Raw genomic sequence first — 21,323 nt, 5'->3', positions numbered from 1 at the left:
GCACCGCGACGCCCCACAGGCACAGGCCGAAGACGGCGATGGCGGAGGCCAGGATGGGGTCGAGCAGCAGGAAGGCCGCGGCCGAGCCGACGAGCCAGATCCCGCCCCACACCGCCAGCCGCCTCGACACGCCGTCCAGTATCCCCGGGCCGGCACCGGGGGCGGCGCCGCACCCAGCGGGCCCTGTGATCAACGGCCGGGGCCTTGATTACGGAGGCCGAGGTCCCTACGGTCGAGACAGCGGTTCAACAGTCAGCCGCGGCACCAGATGCCGGACTCCGCGTCGTACCGCGGCTGCTGCCGTGGTCCTCCGCACGGGTTCGCCTACGTCCGAGAGGCGCACCGTGACCGCTGCCCCCATCCCCGACCTGGTCTCCATCGACGTGACCGGGTCCACCACCGGTGTCCTGCTCACCGTCACCGGAGAGGTCGACTCCTCCACCGCCCCGTCGCTGCGCGCGGTCGTGGACACGGCCTTCGCCGACGGCGTCCGGACGCTCACCGTCGACCTCGAGGGCGTCACCTTCCTCGACTCCGCCGGGCTGTGCGTGCTCGCCGGCGCCCACCGCCGCGCGGCCGAGGACGGCGTCGTCTTCCGCGTGCTCGCCTCCACCCGGGCGGTCGTCCGGCCGCTGCAGATCACCGGCCTCTACGACCTGCTCGCCGTCGGGCAGCCCCGGTCCGGCGCCGGGGCGGCCTGAAGGAGGACCACCCTTCCCCCCAACCCCCGCAGGCTCGGGGCGGGACCCTGAAGGGTGGCTGCCCACCGCTCGCGGGCTCGTAGCGGGGCCCTGCAGGGCCGCGAGCCCGGCCCACACCCCGACGGACCCGCCCCTCGACGGGTCCGTCGTGCTGTTCCGGCAGGTGGGCGTACCCACACGTGGCGGACCGGCTTCGTGTCCCCGCCGCACATTGCCGGATCTCCGCTCGCAGGTGTGCCGGCCACGACGGTCGTCGACAGATCACTTGCAGGTCACGATCCCGTGGCCTCTGGCGGACTCGGCGCGCCGTCCCTTTACAGTCTCCGGCCATGTGCCCTCCATCACAGACCGATCCTGTTCCGCGTAGTGCGGTCCGGAGGACGCCGGCCTCCCCACCGGGGACGACCGCGGAGCGGGCCGCATGCTGAGCATCGACTCGCTGCGGGTGACCTACGGCGGCGCCGTCGAGGCGGTGCGCGGCGTGACCATGGAGGTCCCCGACGGCAAGGTCGTCGCCGTCCTCGGCAGCAACGGCGCCGGCAAGAGCACGCTGCTGCGGACCATCTCCGGCACGCTGCGGCTGCACCGCGGCCGCGTCGACGAGGGCTCGGTGCGCTTCGACGGCGACGTCCTCACCAGTCGCGACCCCGGGCAGATCGTCCGGCGCGGCATCGTCCAGGTGCCGGAGGGCCGGCGCATCTTCGGCCGGCTCACCGTCGAGGAGAACCTGCGCGCCGGCGGGATGGGCAACCGCGACCGCGCCGCCAAGGCCGCCGCGCACGCCCGGGTGCACGACCTGTTCCCCGTGCTGGCCGAGCGCAGCGGCCAGCGGGCGGGGCTGCTCTCCGGCGGTGAGCAGCAGATGCTCGCCATCGGCCGGGCGCTCATGGCCAGCCCCAAGCTGCTGCTGCTCGACGAGCCCTCGCTGGGGCTGGCGCCGCGGGTGATCGGCCAGATCGGCGAGGTCGTCGCCGAGATCAACCGGCAGGGCACCTCGGTGCTGCTGGTCGAGCAGAACGCCACGATGGCGCTCGGCGTGGCCGACCTCGCCTACGTCCTCGACGTCGGCCGGGTGTCCCTGTCCGGGCCGGCCGAGGAGCTCGCGCGCACTGACGAGGTGCAGCGGCTCTACCTCGGCCACGGCGACCCGGCCGCCTCCGGGCCGGTCGGCCGCCACACCCGCCGCACGCTCTCGCGGTGGACGGCGTGACCGCGGCCGCGACCGAGGCCCGGTCCGACGTCCCCCCGGTCGAGGTCGAGGGCGTCAGCGTGCGCTTCGGCGCCATCCAGGCGCTCAACGACGTCTCCTTCACCGTCGCGCCGGGGACCATCCACGCGGTCATCGGGCCCAACGGCGCGGGCAAGTCGACGATGTTCAACGTCCTCTCCGGCGTCTACAAGGCCGCCGCGGGCGAGGTCCGTTTCGGCGACGTCCGGCTCGACCGGATGCGCCCGTTCCAGATCGCCGGCGTCGGCGTGGCCCGGGCGTTCCAGAACATCGCCCTCTCCGGCACTCAGTCGGTGGCCGAGAACCTCATGCTCGGCCGCCACCACCTGACCAAGGCGGGGTTCCTCTCCTCCGGACTGCGGCTGCCGCGCGCCACCCGGGAGGGGAAGGTCCACGGCGAGCGGATCCGGGAGATCGCCGAGTTCCTCGACCTCGGCGACAAGTTGCACACCCCGGTCGGCGTGCTCTCCTACGGCGACCAGAAGCGGGTCGAGGTGGCCCGGGCGCTGTGCACCGAGCCGCGGCTGCTGCTGCTCGACGAGCCGGTGGCCGGCATGAACGCCGAGGAGACCAGCCGGATGGCCGAGGCCATCCGGGAGATCCGCGCGGCGCTGGGGATCTCGATCGTCCTGGTCGAGCACGACATGGGGATGGTCATGTCCCTGGCCGACCGGGTCACCGTCCTGGACTTCGGCCGCCGGATCGCCGACGGGACGCCGGCCCAGGTGCAGGCCGACCCCGAGGTCATCCGCGCCTACCTGGGCTCCGGCGACGACCAGGGACCGGCCGAGGCCGTCGCCCACCACACCACCGACACGCCAGGGACGACGTCGTGACCCAGTTCCTCTCACTCCTGCTCAACGGGTTGTCGCTCGGCGCCATCTACGCGCTGATCGCGCTCGGCTTCGTGATCATCTTCAAGGCCAGCGAGGTCGTGAGCTTCACCCACGGCTCGCTGCTGCTGCTCGGCGCGTACTCGATCGCGCGGCTGTCGGGGACCCTGGGCTTCCTCGGCGCGGTGCTCGTCGGCCTGGTGATCACCGCGCTGGCCGCGTTCGTGGTCGAGCGCTTCATCATCAACCGGCTGCGCGGCGCGCCCGTGATCAGCCTGGCGATCGTCACCATCGGCGTCGACATCATCCTGCTGACCGAGCTCATCCGGCGGATCGGCCCGGACATCCTCAACGTGCCGCACCCGTGGGGCGGGCAGTCGGTCCGCATCGGCGGCATCGGGATCACCCAGAACCGGCTGGTCGCCATGGTCGTCGCCGGCATCCTCATCGTGCTGTTCTTCGTCGCCTTCAAGTACTCGAGCTGGGGTGTGGCCATGCGCGCCTCGGCCGAGGACGGCGAGACCGCGGCGCTGATGGGCATCCGGCAGGGCCGGGTCTCCGCGCTGGCCTGGGTCGTCGCCGGCGTCCTCGCCGGGGTGGCCGCCCTGTTCCTGGTCGGCAGCCCGACACCCGGGGTCAGCTCGGCCGTGTACGCCACGGCGCTGCGGGCCTTCCCGGCGGCCATCCTCGGCGGCCTGGACTCCACCGGCGGCGCGCTGGTGGGCGGCCTGCTCATCGGGGTCGCCGAGTCCCTGGCCGCCGGCTACCAGGAGAACCTGCTCTTCCTCGGTCGCGGCTTCGGCGAGGTCGTCCCCTACGTCGTCATGATCGCTGTCCTGCTGGTCCGGCCGTCGGGGCTCTTCGGCACCAAGGAGCTGACCCGTGTCTGAGCAGACCGTCTCCCGGCCGGCGGGCGCCAGCCGTTCGGCGTCCGCCCCGTCCAGGCCGGCAACGGCCCGCCGCCGCGGCTCCGTGGTCAAGTGGGTGCTGGTCGCGGCACTGCTGGGGTTCCTGCTGGTCTTCCCGCTCTACTTCGACGAATTCTGGCTGCGCACCGGCTTCGCGGTGTTCGGCGCCGCCATCGGCGCCATCGGCCTGAACCTGCTCGTGGGCACGACCGGCCAGCTGTCCCTGGCGCACGCGTTCTTCCTCGCCGTCGGGGCGGTGAGCTACACGTACATCTCCGGCGAGTCCGGCGGGCTGGGCACCCGCGCCGGCATCGAGGGGCTGGGTCTGCCGCCCGTCGTCGGCATGGTCGTCGGCGTCCTGCTCGCCGGGCTCGCCGGGCTCGTCTTCAGCCCGATCGCGGCACGGCTGCGGGGCATCTACCTCGGCGTCGCCTCCCTGGGGCTGGTCTTCATCGGCGTCCACGTGATCAACACCTGGACGCCGGTGACCGGTGGCTTCAACGGCCGCGCGGCGCCGGAGTTCTCGCTGTTCGGCTTCACGTTCGGCAACAGCGACCCGCAGCTGTTCGTGCTGGGCGTGCCGTTCCGGGAGGCCGAGCGGCTCTGGTACCTCGGGCTGGTCCTGGCGCTGGCCGCCTACGTGTTCGCCCGCAACCTGCTGCGCAGCCGGCCCGGCCGGGCGCTGCAGACGCTGCGCGACAGCGAGGTCGCCGCGTCGGTCATGGGCGTGAACGTGCAGGCCCACAAGGCGCGGGTGTTCCTGGTCAGCTCGATGTACGCCGGCCTGTCCGGGGTGCTCTACGCGTTGTCCATCGGCAGCATCGCCCCGGAGTCCTTCACGCTCGTCGTCTCCATCCAGTACCTGGCGATGATCGTGCTGGGCGGGCTGGGCTCGGTGGGCGGCGCGGCGCTGGGCGCGCTGTTCGTCACCGCGCTGCCGCTGCTGTTCCAGCAGTACGCCGACGTGCTGCCGCTGGTGAGCGCCCCGGGCCAGGGCGGCATCTCCGCCGGCTTCGCCGCCCGGTTCCTCTACGGCGCCGCGATCATCCTGATCGTCCTGTTCGAGCCCGCCGGACTGGCGGGCATCGCGCAGCGCCTCACCTCCCGCTTCCGCCGGGGCCGTGCGCCCGCCCGCGGCGGAGTCGCCACACCACCCCCGGAGCAACCCGGCTCCGCACCGACCCCCTCCGACCGACCAGCACAAGGGAGCGACACCAGATGAGAACAGGCAAGGCTCTGCGCACGACCACCGCGGTGGCCGCGGCCGTCGTCGTGGCGACCGCCGGCTGCAGCACCCGAGCACCCGAAACCGGCGGCGGCGGAGGGGGAGAGGGCGGCGCCGGCGGCGAGGTCCTCACCGACGTCGGCGTCGAGGGGACGACGATCCGGCTCGGCGTGCTCACCGACCTGACCGGCGTCTTCGCCGCGCTCGGCCAGGACATCACCAACGCCCACCAGCTGTTCTGGCAGGACAACCAGGTCTGCGACACCTACACCGTCGAGCTCGACGTCCAGGACACCGGCTACGTCCCGCAGACCGGCGTGCAGCTCTACAGCGGCATGGAGCCGAACATCCTGGCGATGCAGCAGACGATCGGGTCGCCGATCAACACCGCGCTGGCCCCGGAGTACGAGTCCGACCAGATCGTCAACTTCCCGTCGGCCTGGGCCCGTACCCTCACCGAGATCCCCGGCACCGGCGTCGTCGGCGCCACCTACGACGTCGAGCTGGCCAACGGGTATGCCTACATGTTCGAGCAGGGGCTGCTGTCCGACGGCGCCACGGTCGGGCACATCTACTTCGAGGGCGAGTACGGGGAGAACGGCCTCGCGGGCAGCGAGGCGGTCGCCGAGGAGCGTGGGCTGACCATCATCCCGGCGCAGATCAAGGCGACCGACCAGGACATGACCGCGCAGATCACCCAGTTCGCCGCGGCCGGGGTCGACGCCATCGCCCTGACCGTCGCGCCCACGCAGACCGCGTCCGCGGCCGGTGTGGCGGCGGCCCAGGGGCTGAACGTGCCGATCATCGGCAGCAACCCGGTGTTCGCGCCGGGCCTGCTGCAGGGTCCGGCCGCGCAGGCGCTCAAGGACAACCTGTACGTGTCCAGCCCGGTGTCGGCCTTCGACGCCCAGCCCGAGCTGCTGGAGCAGTACCAGCAGGCCTACCCGAACGTGCAGCCGAGCCTCGGCGTGCTGGTCGGCTACGGCATGAGCGCGATCATGAAGCAGGTGCTCGACGCGGCCTGCGAGAACGGCGACCTCACCCGCGCCGGCGTGCTGAACGCCTTCAACGAGCTGCAGGACGTCGACACCGGCGGCCTCGTCGTCCCGATCGAGGGCTTCGAGACCGGGCGCTCGCCCAGCACGCAGAACTTCATCCTGCGGCCGGCCGACGTCCCGGGTGGCGCGACCGTCGTCCAGGACGCGTTCGAGGGCGAGTTCGCGGAGGCCCTGCGCTGACCCTGGCGTAGGCCACTGGCGGCGCCCCCTCCTCCGGGAGGGGGCGCCGTCGTGCGTTGCGGGGCGAGGGAGGCCCCCGGCCCCGGCTCGGCTCGCGCGCAGGACGCGCCGTGGTTGCCTGTGACGCGCTGTGCGGCGTCACAGGCGAGGACGCCGGAGGTCTGGTCGCCGCACCTGGCTGCGGTGTCGGCCGGGAGGAGCGGGGCCCGGAGGATCCCCGACGAGTGGTCGGGGTGTGGGCTCGGCCCGACCGCGGGACGGCACCTGGCCGCGGTGTCGTCCGGTAGGACGACGAAGAGCTCAGAGCCGGCCGAGGCGGGCGACCGGGACCAGCCGGAGGGCGAGCAGCCCGGTGAGGGCCGCGGCGGCGCCCAGGGCGAACCACGCCGGCGCCGAGCGGGCGGCGGTCGCCATGAGGAACGGGACGGCGAAGCCCAGGTAGGCGCAGGCCAGGAACACCGACGTCAGCTCGCCCCGGCGGGTGGGCGCGGCCAGCCGGCCGGTGACCGTGAGCCCGGCCGCCAGGCACAGGCCGCCGCCGGCCCCGAGCAGCGGCGCGGCGGCCAGCAGCCACGGCCACGCGCCGGTGCCGACGAACAGCGCCGCGGCGGCGTACCCGGCCGCGCCGAGGGCGGCACCGGTCACGGCGGTCCACGACCCGAGCCGGCGCTGCAGCCCGGCGACGAGCGTCCCTGCGCCGAGGGTGACGCCGGCGAGGACGCCGGTGACGGCGACCCCGCCCGCCGGCAGCTCGCCGAGCAGCGGGACCGCGGAGATGACCGATGACGGGAAGGCGTAGACGCAGACGGCGACCGGGGCCAGCACGGTCGCCGCGAGGCCGAGGTTGCCCGGTGGCAGCAGCGGGACGGCGGGGCTGCCGCCGTCCCCCCGCCGGTCGGGCCGCAGGACGACGGTCTCCGGCAGCCGCACCGCCAGCGCCAGCCCCACGCCCACGAGCACCGTGTGCAGCAGGTAGGGCAGCACCGTGGGCGCCGGCGCGAACTGGCCCAGCAGCCCGCTGGTGAGCGGCCCGAGGGAGAAGCCGGCGGTCATCGCGACCGCGGCCCGCCGTCCCCCGGCCCCCTCGCCGGAGGCCGCCGACAGCTCGGCGACCCAGGCGCTCCCGACGCTGAACACCACGCCGCTGACCACGCCCTGCAGGAACCGGGCGGCGAACAGCAGCACCAGTGACCCGCCGGCCGCGGCGAAGGCCAGCGACGCCAGCCCGGCCAGGACGACGCCGGGGAGGGCGACGCGGCGGCGGCCCAGCCGGTCCGACAGCGGGCCGGACAGGAACAGCGCCGGGACCAGTCCCGCGGCGTAGCAGCCGAACAGCGCGGTGAGCACCTCGGGGGAGAGGTCGAGGCGCTCCTGGTAGACCAGCAGCAGGGGCGTGGGGACGTTGGTGCCGGCCGCGACCGCGAACAACACGAACACCGCTCGCCTCCAGGCCACCGCGGCACCCTACGGAGTGCGCGCCGGCTCCGCGCGCGACGTGCGGGGAGGCCGCCTCCGCACCGTCGTCCGGCCGGGGGCAGACTCACGGGTGCCGACGGCGACGAACGAGGAGGACCCCGTGCGCGATGCGGTCATCTGCGAGCCCCTGCGGACCCCGGTGGGCGGCTTCGGCGGCTCCCTGCGTGACGTCCCGGTGCAGGACCTGGCCTCGACGGTGGTCCGGGCGGTGATGGAGCGCACCGGGCTGCCGCCGGAGTCGGTCGACGACGTCCTGCTCGGGCACTGCTACCCGACGATGGACGCCCCGGCGCTCGGCCGCGTCGCGGCCCTGGACGCCGGGCTGCCGGTCACCGCGTCGGGCATCCAGCTCGACCGCCGCTGCGGCTCGGGCCTGCAGGCGGTGCTGTACGCCGCGATGCAGGTGCAGTCCGGCGCCTCGGACGTCGTCCTGGCCGGTGGTGCCGAGTCGATGAGCAACGCGCCCTTCTACTCGAACGCCATGCGGTGGGGGGTCAAGGCCGGCCCCGGCGTGCTGCTGACCGACGGCCTGGCCCGCGGCCGGGTCACCGCCGGCGGCCAGAACCACCCGGTGCCCGGCGGGATGCTGGAGACCGCGGAGAACCTGCGGCGCGAGTACGGCATCAGCCGCGAGGAGCAGGACGAGTACGCCGTCCGCAGCCACCACCGCGCCGCCGCCGCCGCCGAGGAGGGCCGGTTCGCCGAGGAGATCGTGCCGGTGACGGTCAGGCAGCGGAAGGGCGAGGTCGTCGTCGACCGCGACGAGCACATCCGCCCCGACTCCACCGTCGAGACGCTGGCCAAGCTGCGCCCGATCATGGGGAGGGACGACCCGGACGCCACCGTCACCGCCGGCAACGCCAGCGGGCAGAACGACGGCGCCGCGGTCTGCGTGGTGACCTCGCCGGAGAGGGCCGCCGAGCTGGGCCTGCGCCCGCTGGCGCGGCTGGTGTCCTGGGCCGTGGCCGGCGTCCCGCCCAAGACCATGGGCATCGGGCCGGTGCCGGCCACCGCCAAGGCGCTCGCGCTGGCCGACGTGAAGCTCGCCGAGGTCGACCTGATCGAGCTCAACGAGGCCTTCGCCAGCCAGGTGCTGGCGGTGACCCGCGAGTGGGGCTTCACCGACGCCGACTTCGAGCGGACCAACGTCAACGGCTCCGGCATCTCGCTGGGCCACCCGGTGGGCGCCACCGGCGGCCGCATCCTGGCCACCCTCACCCGGGAGATGGCCCGCCGCGACGCCCGCTACGGGCTCGAGACGATGTGCATCGGCGGCGGCCAGGGCCTCGCCGCCCTGTTCGAGCGGGTGTGACCCCGGCGGGGGACGGCGGCTCGCCTCGCGGCATGATCGGGCTCACAGCCCCGAGCAGCGAGGAGAGCCGCGCATGACAGAGTCCGGCCCCACCGACCAGCAGCGCGTCGCGATCGTCACCGGCGCGGCCCGTGGCATCGGCGCCGCCACCGCGCAGCGGCTGGCCCAGGACGGCTTCGCCGTGGCGGTCGTCGACCTCGACGAGTCCTCGGCCGCCGGCACGGTGCAGGCCATCGAGGCCGCCGGCGGGCGCGCTCTCGGGGTGGGGGCCGACGTCGGCGACGCCGACCAGGTGCAGGCCGCCGTCGAGCGGGTCGTCGCCGAGCTCGGCCCGCCGGTGGTGCTGGTCAACAACGCCGGGGTCACCCGCGACAACCTGCTGTTCAAGATGACCGACGCCGACTGGGACGTCGTCATCCACGTGCACCTGCGCGGCTCCTTCCTCATGACCCGCGCGGTGCAGCAGCACATGGTCCAGGCCGGCTGGGGCCGCGTGGTCAACCTGTCGAGCACCTCGGCGCTGGGCAACCGCGGGCAGGCCAACTACGCCACCGCCAAGGCCGGCCTCCAGGGCTTCACCAAGACCCTCGCCCTCGAGCTGGGCAAGTTCGGCGTCACCGCGAACGCGATCGCGCCCGGCTTCATCCAGACCGAGATGACCCGGGCGACCGCCGAGCGCATCGGCCGCGACTGGGAGCAGTACGTGGCCGAGCGGGCGGCGGCGATCCCGGTGCAGCGCGCCGGCACCCCTGCGGACATCGCGCACACCGTCTCGTTCCTCGTCAGCGAGGGCGCCGGGTTCGTCTCCGGCCAGGTCGTCTACGTGGCCGGCGGTCCCCGCACCTGAAGTCCCGGGCGGCCCCCCTGCAGGGGCCCGCCGCGAGCCTGTGAGTGGCGGGGGGCAGGGGGGTCCTTCTTCAGGTCCGCAGCGGCTCCCAGCGGCCGGAGAGCGCCTGCTCGACGGCATCGGCCATCCGCCGCACGTCGTCCGCGGTGCGACCGGCCGGCAGCTCCTCGAGCGACCGGGCGGTCAGCGTGGCGCACTGGGCCCGCACCGCCTGTCGCTGCGGCTCGGTGCGCGCCTGCCAGCCGACCTCGGTCAGCAGCGCGAACAGCCGCTCGACGACGGTGGTGTCCTGCCGGCCGTAGCTGCGGACCTGGGTGACCGACAGGTCCAGCAGGGCGGTGTGGTCCCACGACGGCACGAGCAGCCGCCGGACGCCGTCGTCGCCGGCCACCTGCCGGTGCCAGGTCTCGCGGGTGCTGAGCTGCCCCATCAGCGCCGAGACGTGCGAGAGGGCGTGCACGGCGGTCGTCGGGTCATTGATGCCGGGGGAGAGAGCGCGCGCGGCGATGTCGACCAGCTTGCGCAGCCCGTAGCTGGGGTCCGCGGCCGGGGACCGCTCGAAGGAGAGCTCGACGTGCCGCTCGAGCGCCGCCGCCAGCTCGTCGACGGGCGGCTCGGCCGCCGGGTCGTCGGTCCACACCCAGGCCAGCGGCGTGCCGGCGACCACCGACTCGCCGGGACGGCGGTCCAGCCGCAGCACCGCGCCGACCCGGGCGAGCTCGCCCAGCAGCCGGTCCTCCGCGGTCTGGACCAGGAACCCGCTGGCGCGCGCACACACCGGCCGGGCGCGCGCGGGCACTCCCGGCAGCGGGCAGTCGGGGAAGTCGCCGTCCAGCTGCGCCGTGAGCCGGTCGATCGTCGCGGTGGCCTCCACGTGGACGTCGCGCATCATCGTCTCGACGCGCAGCTGGCGGGTCTGGTGCGCCAGGAACGTCACGAGCGCCGCGACCGAGGCGAGGGCGAAGACGAACGCCACGGTCACCGACAGCCGGGGGACGAAGGCCGAGCCGTCGTCGGAGTCGTCGGCCGACCGCACGCTGCGCAGCACCACCAGCGAGTACACGAAGGTGGCCAGCAGCGTGCCCAGGCACACCTGGACGACGCGGTCGCGGACGAAGGTCTGCAGCAGTCGCGGGCTGTACTGGCTGCTGGCCAGCTGCAGCGTCACGATGGTGAGCGAGAACAGCAGCGTCACCACCGAGATGACCGACCCGGCGATCGTCGAGAGGATGCCGCGCGCCGCCGACGGGCCGCCCTCGAACACCAGGGCCAGCGGCCGCTCCCCGGAAGCCTGCAGCAGCTCGTCGAGCACCGGGAGGCCGATGCCCAGGCCGAACGCCAGCAGGATGGCCGCGGTCGGCAGCGGCCACAGCGCGCTGGTGACGGCGTTCCGGATCCGCGAGGGCCGGTTGTTCCGCGGGGTCACGACGACGGGTCCCGGTCCGGGTAGCGGGCGCGGGCCAGCGCGTACACGCCGAACGCGGCGAACCCGGCGGAGACGGCGCCCAGCAGCCACGGCCCTGCGCTGACCGAGGCGATCGCGGTCATCGCGCCGTCCAGGCCGGTCGCGGTGGAGACGTCGGCGGTGGTGGCCGCCCGCCACAGCAGCACGCCGACCAGCCCGAAGGCGATGCCCTTGGCGACGTAGCCGACCCGGCCGACGGCCTCGATCACCGGCTCCCAGCGGTCGGGGGCCGCGGGCAGGTCGATGTCCTTCATGAAACCGCCGGTCAGCCCGCGCACCAGTGTGTACAGCCCGACGGCCACCACTCCGGCGGCGACCGCGTACACCAGCAGTGCGCCGCCCGGGACCTCCAGCGTCTCGCCGGTGAGCTCGCGGAACCGCTCGTCGGCCTCGTACTCCAGCCCGACGGCGAACAGCAGCCCGGTGATCCCGAGCACGGCGTAGACGGCGGCCTTGGCCAGGCACTTGGTGCACACGAACGCCGTCCGCAGCCGGTGCCGCGGGTCGAGCAGCCCGCGCCACCACAGCAGCACCTCCGCGGCCTGCCAGAACGCCAGGGCGAGCATGCCCAGGCCGATCAGCCAGAGCAGCACCGTGCCGCCGGGCGTGCCGGCCACCGTCTGCAGCGCGCCGGTCTGGTCGGCGTCGGTGCGGTCGCTGCCACGGGCCAGCTGCACCGCCAGCCAGCCGATGAGCAGGTGCAGCACGCCGTAGGCGACCAGACCGACCCGGGCGACCGCCTCGAGCACCGGGTGGTCGGTGACCCCGCGGGCGTTCTCGACCAGCCGGTGGACACGGTCGAGCAGTGGTCGGGCGGGAGGCACGCCGACGATCGTCCGCGACCGCGCTCAGGTGCGCTCGGGGTAGCGGGCGCGGACCAGGCAGTAGGCCCCGAAGGCGGCGATGCCGATCGCGACCAGGGTCAGCAGCACCCGGCCGAAGGGGGCCTCGAGGATGGTGCGCAGGGCGCCGTCGAGCCCGGTGGCGCGGGCCGGGTCGAACGTCGCGGCGGCGTAGACGAGCAGCCCGCCGACGACACCGAGGGCGACGCCCTTGGCCGGGAAGCCGGTCTGCCCGAGGCGGGTGACCAGGCGCGTGGTCTGTGGTGAGGCCGAGCGCAGGTCGACCTCCTCGAGGAAGCGCTTGGACACGCCCTTGTGCACGAGGTAGACGCCGACCCCGATGACGACGAGGCCGACGAGCCCCACCAGCCAGCGCCCGGCCGGCCAGCCGAAGACGCCGGCCGCCTGCTGCTGCCCCCCGCCGGAGCCGCCGCTGCCGGTCGCGGTGCGGATCGCCAGCACGGCCAGCACGGTGTAGAGGACGGCCTTGGCGACCGCCTTCACCGTCTTCTCCACGGCCTTCTTCCGGGCGTCCCCGGACGAGGACAGCCGGCTGCGCCAGCGCAGCACCTCCGCCGCCTGCCAGGCCGCCAGCGCGACCAGCCCGACGGCGAGCAGCCACAGCAGCGGCCGGCCCAGCGGCTGCTCGGCCAGCGTGGCCAGCGCGCCGGTCTGGTCGGCGGACTGGCCGCTGCCCCCGCCCCAGGCCAGCTGCAGCGCCAGCCAGGCGAGCAGCAGGTGCACGACGCCGTAGGCGACCAGGCCGATGCGCGCCAGGTTCTCGAGGGCGTCGCTGTCGCCCGCCCGGCCGGCCGCGCCCGCGGCCCGCCCCGTCGTCCCGCCCATGGCCGGCTCCTCCCAGTCCGCCGCACCGTCTGCGCGGGCTGGTCAGCGTGACACAGCGCGGCCCCCGCCGCCGGATCCGCGCTCCGCACCGACCCTCGGTGAGAGCGCCGATCTCGCCGTCGAGGGACGGGGTCCTTCATCCCACGGGATGGCGGGCGCGGGCCAGGCAGTACACCGCGAAGGCGGCCAGCCCCACCGCGACCACGGTCAGCACCCAGGCGCCGTGCGGCTCGGCGGCCACCGCCCGCAGCGCACCGTCCAGACCGGTGGCGTGCGCCGGGTCGAACGTCGCCGCCGCCCAGGCCACCATCATGCCGACCAGCACGAACGCCACCCCCTTGAGCACGAAGCCGGCCTGGCTGGCCCGGTGCGCCACGGTGCACAGCGCGGGGGCGACGGTCGAGAGGTCGATCTCGTCGAGGAAGTCCGACCGCAGGCCCTTGCGCACGTGGTAGACGCCGATGGCGACGACGACCACCCCGACGGCGACGACGAGCACCTGGCCGCCGGGCCAGGCGAGCACGCCGCGCACGGCCCGGGTGTCCGCGGCGGGGTCGCTGCCGCGGCCGAGGGCGACCCGCGCCGCGGAGACGGCGAGGAAGCCGTAGACCAGCGCCGTCCCCAGGGTCTTGCCCAGCTGGACGACCGCGCGCCGCCGGTCGGGGCCGGGCGCGGGCAGCCTGCGGTGGTGGCGGAGCACCTCGACGGCCTGCCAGACACCCAGCCCGGTGAGCCCGGCGGTCAGCAGCCACAGCAGCAGGGGGCCGACGGGGGACTCGGCGAGCAGTGCCATCGCCCCGCCCTGGTCGACCGCGGCGGCGCCGTCGGCCGGCCGCGACCGTCCCGCCCGCCAGGCCAGCTGCAGCGCCAGCCAGGCCACCACCAGGTGCAGCAGCGCGTAGCCGACCAGGCCGACCCGGGCCGCCGAGCGCAGCGCCGTGCTGTGCGCCGCCCGGTGCGCCAGCGGCGCGTCCTCCGCCGGACCCGCGTCGGTCGCCACTCCGCTCCTCGCTCCACCGGCCGCGCAGCTGCGGCGCACCTCGCAGGGTGACACGGCTCGCGCCGGGACGCCCAGACGGTGGGGGACACTCTGGTGCGTGGCGAGTGGTGCAGCGATGACGGCGGCGCAGCGGACGAGTCCGGAGCAGGCCCGGCGGGCGTGGCCCCGGTGGCTGGCCGGTGGGGTCGCGCTGCTCGTCGTCGCGGCGGTCGCGGTCTCCTGGGCGGACGGCGGCGCGCGGCTGCTGCTGGGCGCGGCCGGCGCGCTGGCCGCCTGGCGCGGCGGGCAGCTGGCGGCCGAGGGCGGCCGTCGAGGGTGGGCCCTCGCCGTCGCCGTCGCCGGCGTGCTGGCGATCGCGCTCGCCTCCGTCTCCGCGGGGCTGGCGAGCTCGGTGCTCCTCGTCGCCGTCCCGGCCGGGCTGCTGGTCGGGGCGCTGACGCTGCTCGGCCGCGGCGGGGCGGTGCGCCGCAGCGGTCAGGCGGCGCTCGTGTGGTGGGCACTGGTCACCGGCCTGCTGGTCGTCACCGGGCTGGTCGCCGGCTGGGAGCGCGCGGCCGGCGGCGCCACCGTCGTCGGGGCACTGGGTCTGGGACTGCTCGGCGTCGTCCTGCTCGTCGGTTCCTCGAGCCTGCGTGCCCTCGCCGCGCAGCCGGCTCCGGCCCGGCCCGCGGCCTGCGCCGGGTGCGCCTGCGCCGCCGGGGGCTGCGGCATCCCGCGCTGAGGACCCGACCCGGCCGGGCAACGGCCGTTCCCGTGCCGGTTCACCCGGCTCCCGGCGGGGCACCCCTCCGTCCGTGAGCGGACACGTCTTCGTCGTCGGGGCGGACCTGCGGCGGCTGGTGTGCGACGACGTCCTCGTGCCCACCGACCGGTCGCTGCGGGTCACTCCCGAGTGGCGCCCGCTGCTGCCCGAGGACCTCGTGCGCAGCGAGGACGACGACGGCGTCTGCCTGGACCTCACCTGGGACGGCGGCGAGCGGGTGCTCGAGGTGCCCGGTGGCCGGGCAGGCGACCCGGGGCGGCAGCTGTGGCTGGTCCACACCGTCGACGAGCGGCAGCGCGACCCCGAGGACGCGCTGCGCTGGCTGGTCGACGGCGCGCGGGAGGCGCTGGCCGCCGTCGCCCGGCGTGACGTCCCGGCCCCCGTGCACGGCCGGGCCCGGCGGCTGGTCGCGCTGCCGGCGCTGGGGACCGGCTGGGGCGGGGCGGCCGGGCAGCGCGGCACCCTGCTGCAGCGGCTGCTGCCCGTGCTGCGCGAGGGCGCGGCGGAGCACGGCTTCGACGTCGCGCTGGTCCTGCGCGGGCCCAGCGACCTGGCCGCCGCCCAGCGGGTGCGCCGGGCCGAGCCGGGCGGCTGGGACCTGCCCGAGCACCTGTGGCAGCTGGCCGAGGACCTCGGCGAGCGGGCCCGCCGCGGGCAGCTGGCCGTCTTTGTCGGTGCGGGCGTGAGCGCGGCGGCCGGGCTGCCCACCTGGGAGCAGCTGCTCGACGAGTTGGCCGAGCGCTCGGGCCTGGACGACGCGCTGCGGGCCGGGCTGTCGCGGCTGCCGGCCCAGGACGCCGCGGCGCTGCTGGCCCGCGAGCTCGGCCGGGAGCACCTGGAGTGCTTCGTCAAGGAGCGGTTCGGGCCGGGGCACTACGCGCTGGCGCACGCGCTGATCGCCGACCTGCCCGTGCAGGAGTTCGTCACCACCAACTACGACCCGCTGGTCGAGCTCGCCGCCGCCGACATCGGCCGCGACCTCTCGGTGCTGCCCTTCGACGACGCCGTCCCGGGCCGGCCCTGGCTGCTCAAGCTGCACGGCGACGCCGCGCACCCGGAGAGCATCGTGCTGACCCGCGAGGAGTACCTGCAGTTCGGCGACTCGCGGGCGGCGCTGGCCGGGGTGCTGCACTCGCTGCTGCTCACCCGGCACGTGCTGTTCGTCGGCACCTCCATGCAGGACGACGACCTGATCCGCATCGCCCACCAGGTGCGCAGCGCCGTCCAGGCCCCCGGTGCGGCCCCGCGGCAGCGCAGCGGCACCGTGCTGGCGCTGCGCGAGGACCCGGCCCGCGCCCGGCTGTGGGAGCGGGACGTGCAGACGGTGGCGATCGCGCCGGCCGACACCCCGCCGGCCGAGGCCGCCCGGCTGCTGGAGGTGCTGCTGGACTGCATCGGCTGTCTGTCCACCCCACCGACCGGCTACCTGCTCGACCCGGCCTACCGCGGGATGCTCTCCGAGGAGGAACGGACCCTGGCGACGGCGCTGGAGCACGTGGCGCGCACGGTGCCCGCGGGGGCGTCGTCCTCGGCGGTCGGGGAGGTGGCCGCGCTGCTGCGCCGGCTGGGCTCGCAGGAGTGCGCGCCGGGTGATCCGCCCGCGGACGAGGCCAGCGCCCCGCGCGACGACCGCCTGCAGCAGCAGCGCCCCGGCTGAAGAAGGACCACCCTTTCCCCCCACGCTCGGCGCGGGCCCCTGAAGGGTGGCCGTTCCAGTACCTCACCAGAGGGGCCGCTGTGTGAGCCTGCGTCGGCGTGGGCAACGGGACCCCGTGCGCCGCCCCCGACTCGAGAACAGCCCGCTCCTCGTCGCCAAGGGCTACGGCTGGCTGCCCGACGCCCGGCGGGCGCGCGGCCGCCGCACCGTCGCCGCCCGGCTCGGCGGCCTGCCCGTCCTCGGCATCGAGGGCCCTGCCGCGGCCCGGTTCCTCTACGACGAGGACCACGTGCGCCGCTCGCACGCCATCCCGAGCCGGCGCAGGGCACCCTGTTCGGCAAGGGCGCGGTGCACACCCTCGACGGCGAGGAGCACTGCACCCGCAAGGCGATGTTCGTGTCCCTGCTGATGGACGACGACCGGATCGCCGCGCTCGTCGACTGCGCCACCGTCGCCTGGGACGCCGCGGTCCCCGGCTGGGTGCGTCGCGGCGAGGTCGTGCTCCTCGACGAGGCGGCCGAGGTCCTCACCCGCGCCGTGTGCGACTGGGCCGGCGTCCCGCTGTCCGACGGCGAGGTGCCCTCCGTGGCCCGGGACCTGACCGCGATGGTCGACGGCTTCGCCACCGCCGGGCCCCGGCACTGGCGGGCCCGCCGGGCGCGCGGCCGCCGGGAGGCGTGGCTGGCCCGGCTGGTCGAGGAGGTGCGCAGCGGTGCGGCCACGGTGCCCGCGGACTCGGTCGTCGACGTCGTCGCCCGGCACCGGGACGCCGACGGCGAGCGGCTGGACCCGCGCACGGCGGCGGTCGAGGTGCTCAACGTGATCCGGCCGACCGTGGCGATCAGCTGGTTCCTCGCCTTCTCCGGGCACGCGCTGGCCCGCTGGCCGCAGCACCGCGAGCTGCTGGCCGCGGGCGAGCCCGCCGACGCCGAGGCCTGGGCGCACGAGGTGCGCCGCTTCTACCCGTTCGCGCCGTTCATCGGCGGGCGTGCGCCGCGCGAGGTCGAGTGGGACGGCGAACGGGTGCCGGAGCACTCGATGGTGCTGCTGGACCTGTACGGGCAGAACCACGACGCCGAGCTGTGGGGCGACCCGTACACCTTCCGCCCCGAGCGCTTCCTCGGCCGCGAGATCGGCGCCTTCGAGCTGGTGGCCCAGGGCGGTGGCGACCCGCGCACCAACCACCGCTGCCCGGGCGAGCAGGTCACCGTCGCCGTCCTGTCCGCGCTGGCGGTGCGGCTGGCCCGGCTGCAGGTCGACGTCCCGGAGCAGGACCTGTCGATCTCCCTGCGGCGCATCCCCGCCAAGCCGGCCAGCGGCGTGGTGCTGCGGGTCCGCGGGACCGACTGAACCGGGCCGGTCGCGCTGCGTCACGGGCGCACCGGAGGCGGCGCCGGGTGTCCCTGCCGCGTGGTGTCATCGCAGGGCCGTGCGGACGAGGAGGGCGACATGGGCAGGTGGCTGGCACCGCTGGTGGGCGTGGTCGGGCTGCTGACGCTCGTCGTCGGTGTGCTCTGGGCCGAGCTGGACATGAGCACCATGGGCGGCGTCCCGCTGGTCGGCGCCGGCGGCGTGCTCCTCGTGGTCGCGGCCGCCCTGGCCGCCTCCGTGGAGGGCGTGACCCGCCACCGGCACCCGCTGCGCTGACCTCCTGACCTGTTCGAGATCGGCGATCTCGCCGCCTCAGGCCAGGCGGTCGAGCTCCGCGGGCAGGTCGCCGGGGGAGAGGATCCCGAGCCGCTGGGTGGCCCGGGTGAGCGCCACGTACAGGTCGTTGTGCCCGCGCACCCCCTCGTCGAGCACCCGCTGCGGATCGACCACGAGTACCGCGTCGAACTCCAGGCCCTTGGCCTCGCCCGGCGTGAGCACCACGGGGCCACGGGACGAGTCGGCCTCCGGGCCGGAGGTGACGACGTCCACCCGCGCCGCGACCGCGGCGGTGAGCTCGGCGACCCGGCCGGCCGGCGCGACGACCGCCGTGGTGCCCTCGTGCGCCGTCCAGCCCTCGACGACCTCGGCGACCCGGCCGGCCAGCGCGGCCTCCCCGGTCACCTCCGCCCACGGCGCGGCGGTCCCCGGCCGCACCGAGCGCGGCGCGCTCGCCCCGGTGCCGCCCGCGGCGAGGACGTCGGCGGCGACGGCCATGATCTCGGCCGGCGTCCGGTAGTTGACCGTCAGCTCCTCCAGCCGCCAGGCGTCGCCGACGTGCGGGCGCAGCGTCTCGTCCCAGGCGGCGGCGCCGGCGAGGGTGCCGGTCTGGGCCAGGTCGCCGACGGCGGTCATCGACCGGGTCGGGCAGCGGCGCACCAGCAGCCGCCAGGCCATGGCCGAGAGCTCCTGGGCCTCGTCGACCACGACGTGCCCGAAGGTCCAGGTGCGGTCGGCGGCGGCCCGCTCCGCGGTGGTGCGGGTGTCGACCGCCCGCTGCCGGTCGGCCAGCTCCTCGGCGCTGATCAGGTCGCCGGCACTGAGCACCTCGGCCTCCAGGTGCTCGTCCTCGAGGTCGATGGAGCGCGAGCCGTGCAGCACGTCCAGGGTCTCCTGCGCCTCGGCCAGCCGGCGCCGGCGGTCCCGCTCGGCGCGGGCCCGCTGCGCGCTGTCGTCGAAGCCGAGCAGCTCCTCGGCCTCCTCGAGCAGCGGGACGTCGGCCGGCGTCCAGGCCGACCCCCGCGGGCGGTGCAGCAGCGCGCGGGTGGCGTCGTCCCACCCGGGGGTGGCGGCGGCGACGCGGGCCGGGTCGGCGAACAGCTCGGTGAGCAGCCGCTCGGGGGTGAGCACCGGCCACAGGTCGTCGACCAGCAGCCGGACGGCGGGCTTCTCGGCGACCTCCCGGCGCAGCGCGGCGGTGTCCTCGCGGTCGAGCAGGTCGGCGGCGTCGATGCCCGCGCCGATGCGCTCGGCGTACCGCTTGGTCAGCAGGTCGACGACCCGGCGGGCGAACACCGGCCGGGCCAGGTTGTGCAGCCGCTCGGCCCTGCGGGCGGCGTTCTGCGCGCGCCTCACGTCGATGGGCCGCAGCCGCAGCGCGAACCCGTCGACGGTCACCTCGCGCGGACCGTCGGGGACCACCTGCCGGTCGGCGACGGCGCGCTCGAGCACCTCGACCATCTCCAGCCGGCCCTTGACCGCGGCGGTCTCCGGCGACTCGGTGCCGCGGGCGTCCAGGCCCGGGCGCAGCTGCCCCAGCCCGGCCAGCAGCACGCCGGTCTCACCGAGCGAGGGCAGCACGTCGGCGATGTAGCGCAGAAAGGTGGGCGTGGGGCCGACGACGAGCAGCCCACGGCGGGCCAGCCGCTCGCGGTGGGTGTACAGCAGGTAGGCCGCGCGGTGCAGCGCGACCGCGGTCTTGCCGGTGCCCGGCCCGCCCTGGACGACGAGGACGCCGCGGTCGTCGGCGCGGATGATGCGGTCCTGCTCGGCCTGGATGGTGCGCACGATGTCGGTCATCCGGCCGGTGCGCGCGGTGTCGAGGGCGGCCATGAGCGCGGCCTCGCCGGTCAGGCCCGACCCGGCGACCCCGTCGGTGAGCACCTCGTCGTCGAGCCGGACGACGGTGCGCCCGCGGGTGCGGATGTGCCGGCGCCGCGACACGCCCAGCGGGTGCACCGGGGTGGCGGTGTAGAAGGGCCGCGCGGCCGGCGCCCGCCAGTCGACCAGCGCGGGGTCGCCGCCGGCGTCGTCGGCGGCCAGCCCGATCCGGCCGATGTAGAGCGGGCCGTCGTCGGCGCGGTCGATCCGGCCCACGCACAGGCCCGCCTCGGCGGCGTCGAGGGCGGTCACCCGCTCGGTCTGGAACCGGACCGTGGCGTCGCGCTCCTGCAGCGCCTGCGGGTCGACCGCGGGCCAGGAGATGGCCTGCTTCAGTCGCCGTTCCGCCAGGTCGCGGGCCGCGTCGAGGCGGCCGTAGAGCTCTCGGACGTACTGCTGCTCGGTCTCGATCTCGGGATGGGGTACGACCTCGGGGTGCGTCGTCGGCACTGCACGTCTCTCTGTCGGTACTCGGCTGCGGCAACAGACGAACGCCCATGGTGCCTGCACATTCCCGCCGGCGGGGCGAGGCGCCCGGACCGTCCCCGGGCTCACACCTCCGCGAGTGGCGAGCTGTCGTGGTCACGGCACGCCGGAGACCACGGCGACCCGCCACTCGCGAGTCGGTGGTGGCCCGGCGGGTGCTGGCGCAGGCCCTGGGGCTGGCGCAGTCGCCGGCCACGGGCTGAGCGGTCCGAGGCGGTCGACGACGGCAACCCGCAGGTCATCTCCGTGTCACGTCGGCTGCCTACCGTCGGCGGTGCGACCCAGGAGGTGCCCATGAGCCCGACCACCGAACTCCGTCCCGTCCCCCTGCGCCGGCGCCGCACGCGCACCCGGCCGCACGTCGACCGCAGCGCCTGGACCTGCCCCAACTGCCAGGCGGAGACCCTCCCGCCCCGCAAGCGCTGCGCGGAGTGCGGCACCTCCCGCTACTAACAACGTGTCGAGAAAGGGTTCAGGAAGCTCGTGCTGGCTGCCAGGGACGGCGGCCGGGAGCCGGTGCAAGGCGGCGGGCCATCAGCCCGATCATGGCCCACTTGATCATCGCTTCGGAGTGGGCGGGCAGCCGTTCGTAGTCCCGGCTCATCCGGCGATGGCCGGTGATCCAGGCGTGCGTGCGCTCGACCACCCAGCGGCGCGGCAGCGGCACGAAGCCCTGCTGGCCGACCAGCTTGGCCACCACCTGCACCAGGATGCGCAGCGCCTTCGAGGCGAAGTCCTGGGTGCGGCGGCTGTAGGCGGCATCGGCCCAGACCAGCACCAGGGAGGGCATGGCCATCTTGGCCCGGTCCAGCACCCGGATGCCGCCGTCGCGGTCTTGCACGCTGGCCGCGGTCACCAGCACGACGATGAGCAGCCCCAGGGTGTCGACCACCAGATGCCGCTTGCGGCCGTTGACCTTCTTGCCGGCGTCATAGCCGCGCGAGCCCTTGCCGACCGTCGACGCGCCG

General features: G+C 75.3%; 20 protein-coding genes. 13 read left to right on the top strand and 7 right to left on the bottom strand.

Annotated elements, in window-relative coordinates; all coding sequences use genetic code 11:
* Window positions 1–344: 344 nt before the first annotated feature.
* The 6 genes from CNO22_RS29130 (at window position 345) to CNO22_RS16520 (ending at window position 6,133) form a co-directional block, all read left to right on the top strand.
* The gene (locus CNO22_RS29130; protein WP_232807092.1) at window positions 345–701 is read left to right on the top strand and encodes an STAS domain-containing protein; all 357 of its coding nucleotides are present in this window, start codon (window positions 345–347) and stop codon (window positions 699–701) included.
* Between the two features lie 421 nt (window positions 702–1,122).
* On the top strand, window positions 1,123–1,911 hold the full coding sequence (locus CNO22_RS16540; RefSeq protein WP_100500405.1) for an ABC transporter ATP-binding protein: 789 nt from the start codon (window positions 1,123–1,125) through the stop codon (window positions 1,909–1,911).
* Window positions 1,899–2,765: an ABC transporter ATP-binding protein gene (locus CNO22_RS16535; RefSeq protein ID WP_232807091.1), complete on the top strand. Its 867-nt coding sequence runs from the start codon at window positions 1,899–1,901 to the stop codon at window positions 2,763–2,765. The genes CNO22_RS16540 and CNO22_RS16535 overlap by 13 nt, the downstream gene beginning before the upstream one ends.
* Window positions 2,762–3,652, top strand: coding sequence for a branched-chain amino acid ABC transporter permease (locus CNO22_RS16530; protein ID WP_100500404.1), 891 nt, complete (start codon window positions 2,762–2,764; stop codon window positions 3,650–3,652). Before CNO22_RS16535 ends, CNO22_RS16530 begins: the two co-directional genes overlap by 4 nt.
* Window positions 3,645–4,892 carry a branched-chain amino acid ABC transporter permease gene (locus tag CNO22_RS16525; protein ID WP_100500403.1) on the top strand — a complete coding sequence of 416 codons (1,248 nt, stop codon included), beginning with the start codon at window positions 3,645–3,647 and terminating at the stop codon, window positions 4,890–4,892. Before CNO22_RS16530 ends, CNO22_RS16525 begins: the two co-directional genes overlap by 8 nt.
* Complete coding sequence (locus CNO22_RS16520) at window positions 4,889–6,133, top strand: ABC transporter substrate-binding protein (RefSeq protein ID WP_100500402.1); 1,245 nt, start codon at window positions 4,889–4,891, stop codon at window positions 6,131–6,133. Before CNO22_RS16525 ends, CNO22_RS16520 begins: the two co-directional genes overlap by 4 nt.
* Window positions 6,134–6,433: 300 nt before the next feature.
* On the opposite strand, the gene CNO22_RS16515 is transcribed toward CNO22_RS16520, so the two are convergent.
* The gene (locus tag CNO22_RS16515) at window positions 6,434–7,588 is read right to left on the bottom strand and encodes an MFS transporter (RefSeq protein WP_198588387.1); all 1,155 of its coding nucleotides are present in this window, start codon (window positions 7,586–7,588) and stop codon (window positions 6,434–6,436) included.
* 121 nt (window positions 7,589–7,709) lie between these two features.
* On the opposite strand from CNO22_RS16515, the gene CNO22_RS16510 reads away from it, so the two are divergent.
* Entirely contained in the window at window positions 7,710–8,921 is a 1,212-nt protein-coding gene (locus CNO22_RS16510) for an acetyl-CoA C-acetyltransferase (protein WP_100500400.1), read from the top strand.
* 73 nt (window positions 8,922–8,994) lie between these two features.
* Entirely contained in the window at window positions 8,995–9,768 is a 774-nt protein-coding gene (gene fabG / locus CNO22_RS16505; RefSeq protein ID WP_100500399.1) for a 3-oxoacyl-ACP reductase FabG, read from the top strand.
* 70 nt (window positions 9,769–9,838) lie between these two features.
* Here fabG and CNO22_RS16500 read toward each other — a convergent pair whose 3' ends face one another.
* From CNO22_RS16500 to CNO22_RS16485, 4 genes are all read right to left on the bottom strand, one after another.
* Window positions 9,839–11,194, bottom strand: coding sequence for a DUF2254 domain-containing protein (locus CNO22_RS16500; RefSeq protein WP_157936984.1), 1,356 nt, complete (start codon window positions 11,192–11,194; stop codon window positions 9,839–9,841).
* Window positions 11,191–12,057 (bottom strand): DUF1206 domain-containing protein, encoded by an 867-nt coding sequence (locus CNO22_RS16495; RefSeq protein WP_100500397.1) that lies wholly within the window; start codon window positions 12,055–12,057, stop codon window positions 11,191–11,193. The genes CNO22_RS16500 and CNO22_RS16495 overlap by 4 nt, the downstream gene beginning before the upstream one ends.
* 24 nt (window positions 12,058–12,081) lie before the next feature.
* The gene (locus CNO22_RS16490) at window positions 12,082–12,921 is read right to left on the bottom strand and encodes a DUF1206 domain-containing protein (RefSeq protein ID WP_100500396.1); all 840 of its coding nucleotides are present in this window, start codon (window positions 12,919–12,921) and stop codon (window positions 12,082–12,084) included.
* Window positions 12,922–13,057: 136 nt separating this feature from the next.
* Window positions 13,058–13,921 carry a DUF1206 domain-containing protein gene (locus CNO22_RS16485; protein WP_157936983.1) on the bottom strand — a complete coding sequence of 288 codons (864 nt, stop codon included), beginning with the start codon at window positions 13,919–13,921 and terminating at the stop codon, window positions 13,058–13,060.
* Between the two features lie 97 nt (window positions 13,922–14,018).
* Between CNO22_RS16485 and CNO22_RS16480 the strand changes: the two genes are divergently transcribed.
* From CNO22_RS16480 to CNO22_RS16465, 4 genes are all read left to right on the top strand, one after another.
* Window positions 14,019–14,642 carry a hypothetical protein gene (locus CNO22_RS16480; protein ID WP_157936982.1) on the top strand — a complete coding sequence of 208 codons (624 nt, stop codon included), beginning with the start codon at window positions 14,019–14,021 and terminating at the stop codon, window positions 14,640–14,642.
* A gap of 73 nt (window positions 14,643–14,715) precedes the next feature.
* The gene (locus tag CNO22_RS16475) at window positions 14,716–16,341 is read left to right on the top strand and encodes an SIR2 family NAD-dependent protein deacylase (RefSeq protein ID WP_100500393.1); all 1,626 of its coding nucleotides are present in this window, start codon (window positions 14,716–14,718) and stop codon (window positions 16,339–16,341) included.
* A 348-nt stretch (window positions 16,342–16,689) separates the two neighbouring features.
* Window positions 16,690–17,691 (top strand): cytochrome P450, encoded by a 1,002-nt coding sequence (locus CNO22_RS16470; protein WP_232807090.1) that lies wholly within the window; start codon window positions 16,690–16,692, stop codon window positions 17,689–17,691.
* Window positions 17,692–17,790: 99 nt separating this feature from the next.
* Window positions 17,791–17,988, top strand: a complete 198-nt coding sequence (locus CNO22_RS16465; protein ID WP_100500392.1) for a hypothetical protein — start codon at window positions 17,791–17,793, stop codon at window positions 17,986–17,988.
* A gap of 36 nt (window positions 17,989–18,024) precedes the next feature.
* Here CNO22_RS16465 and CNO22_RS16460 read toward each other — a convergent pair whose 3' ends face one another.
* Window positions 18,025–20,319 (bottom strand): HelD family protein, encoded by a 2,295-nt coding sequence (locus CNO22_RS16460; protein WP_100500391.1) that lies wholly within the window; start codon window positions 20,317–20,319, stop codon window positions 18,025–18,027.
* 330 nt (window positions 20,320–20,649) lie between these two features.
* Here CNO22_RS16460 and CNO22_RS27785 point away from each other — a divergent pair, with 330 nt between their 5' ends.
* Window positions 20,650–20,808 carry a hypothetical protein gene (locus CNO22_RS27785; RefSeq protein WP_157936981.1) on the top strand — a complete coding sequence of 53 codons (159 nt, stop codon included), beginning with the start codon at window positions 20,650–20,652 and terminating at the stop codon, window positions 20,806–20,808.
* Window positions 20,809–20,827: 19 nt separating this feature from the next.
* On the opposite strand, the gene CNO22_RS16455 is transcribed toward CNO22_RS27785, so the two are convergent.
* The coding region (locus CNO22_RS16455) for a transposase (RefSeq protein ID WP_157936980.1) at window positions 20,828–21,323 on the bottom strand (496 nt) is incomplete at its 5' end.

Origin of the sequence: Geodermatophilus chilensis (genome assembly GCF_002802985.1) — a bacterium.
In the GTDB taxonomy this organism is placed as follows: Bacteria; Actinomycetota; Actinomycetes; order Mycobacteriales; family Geodermatophilaceae; genus Geodermatophilus; species Geodermatophilus chilensis.
This window is presented reverse-complemented; position numbering and strand designations above follow the sequence as displayed.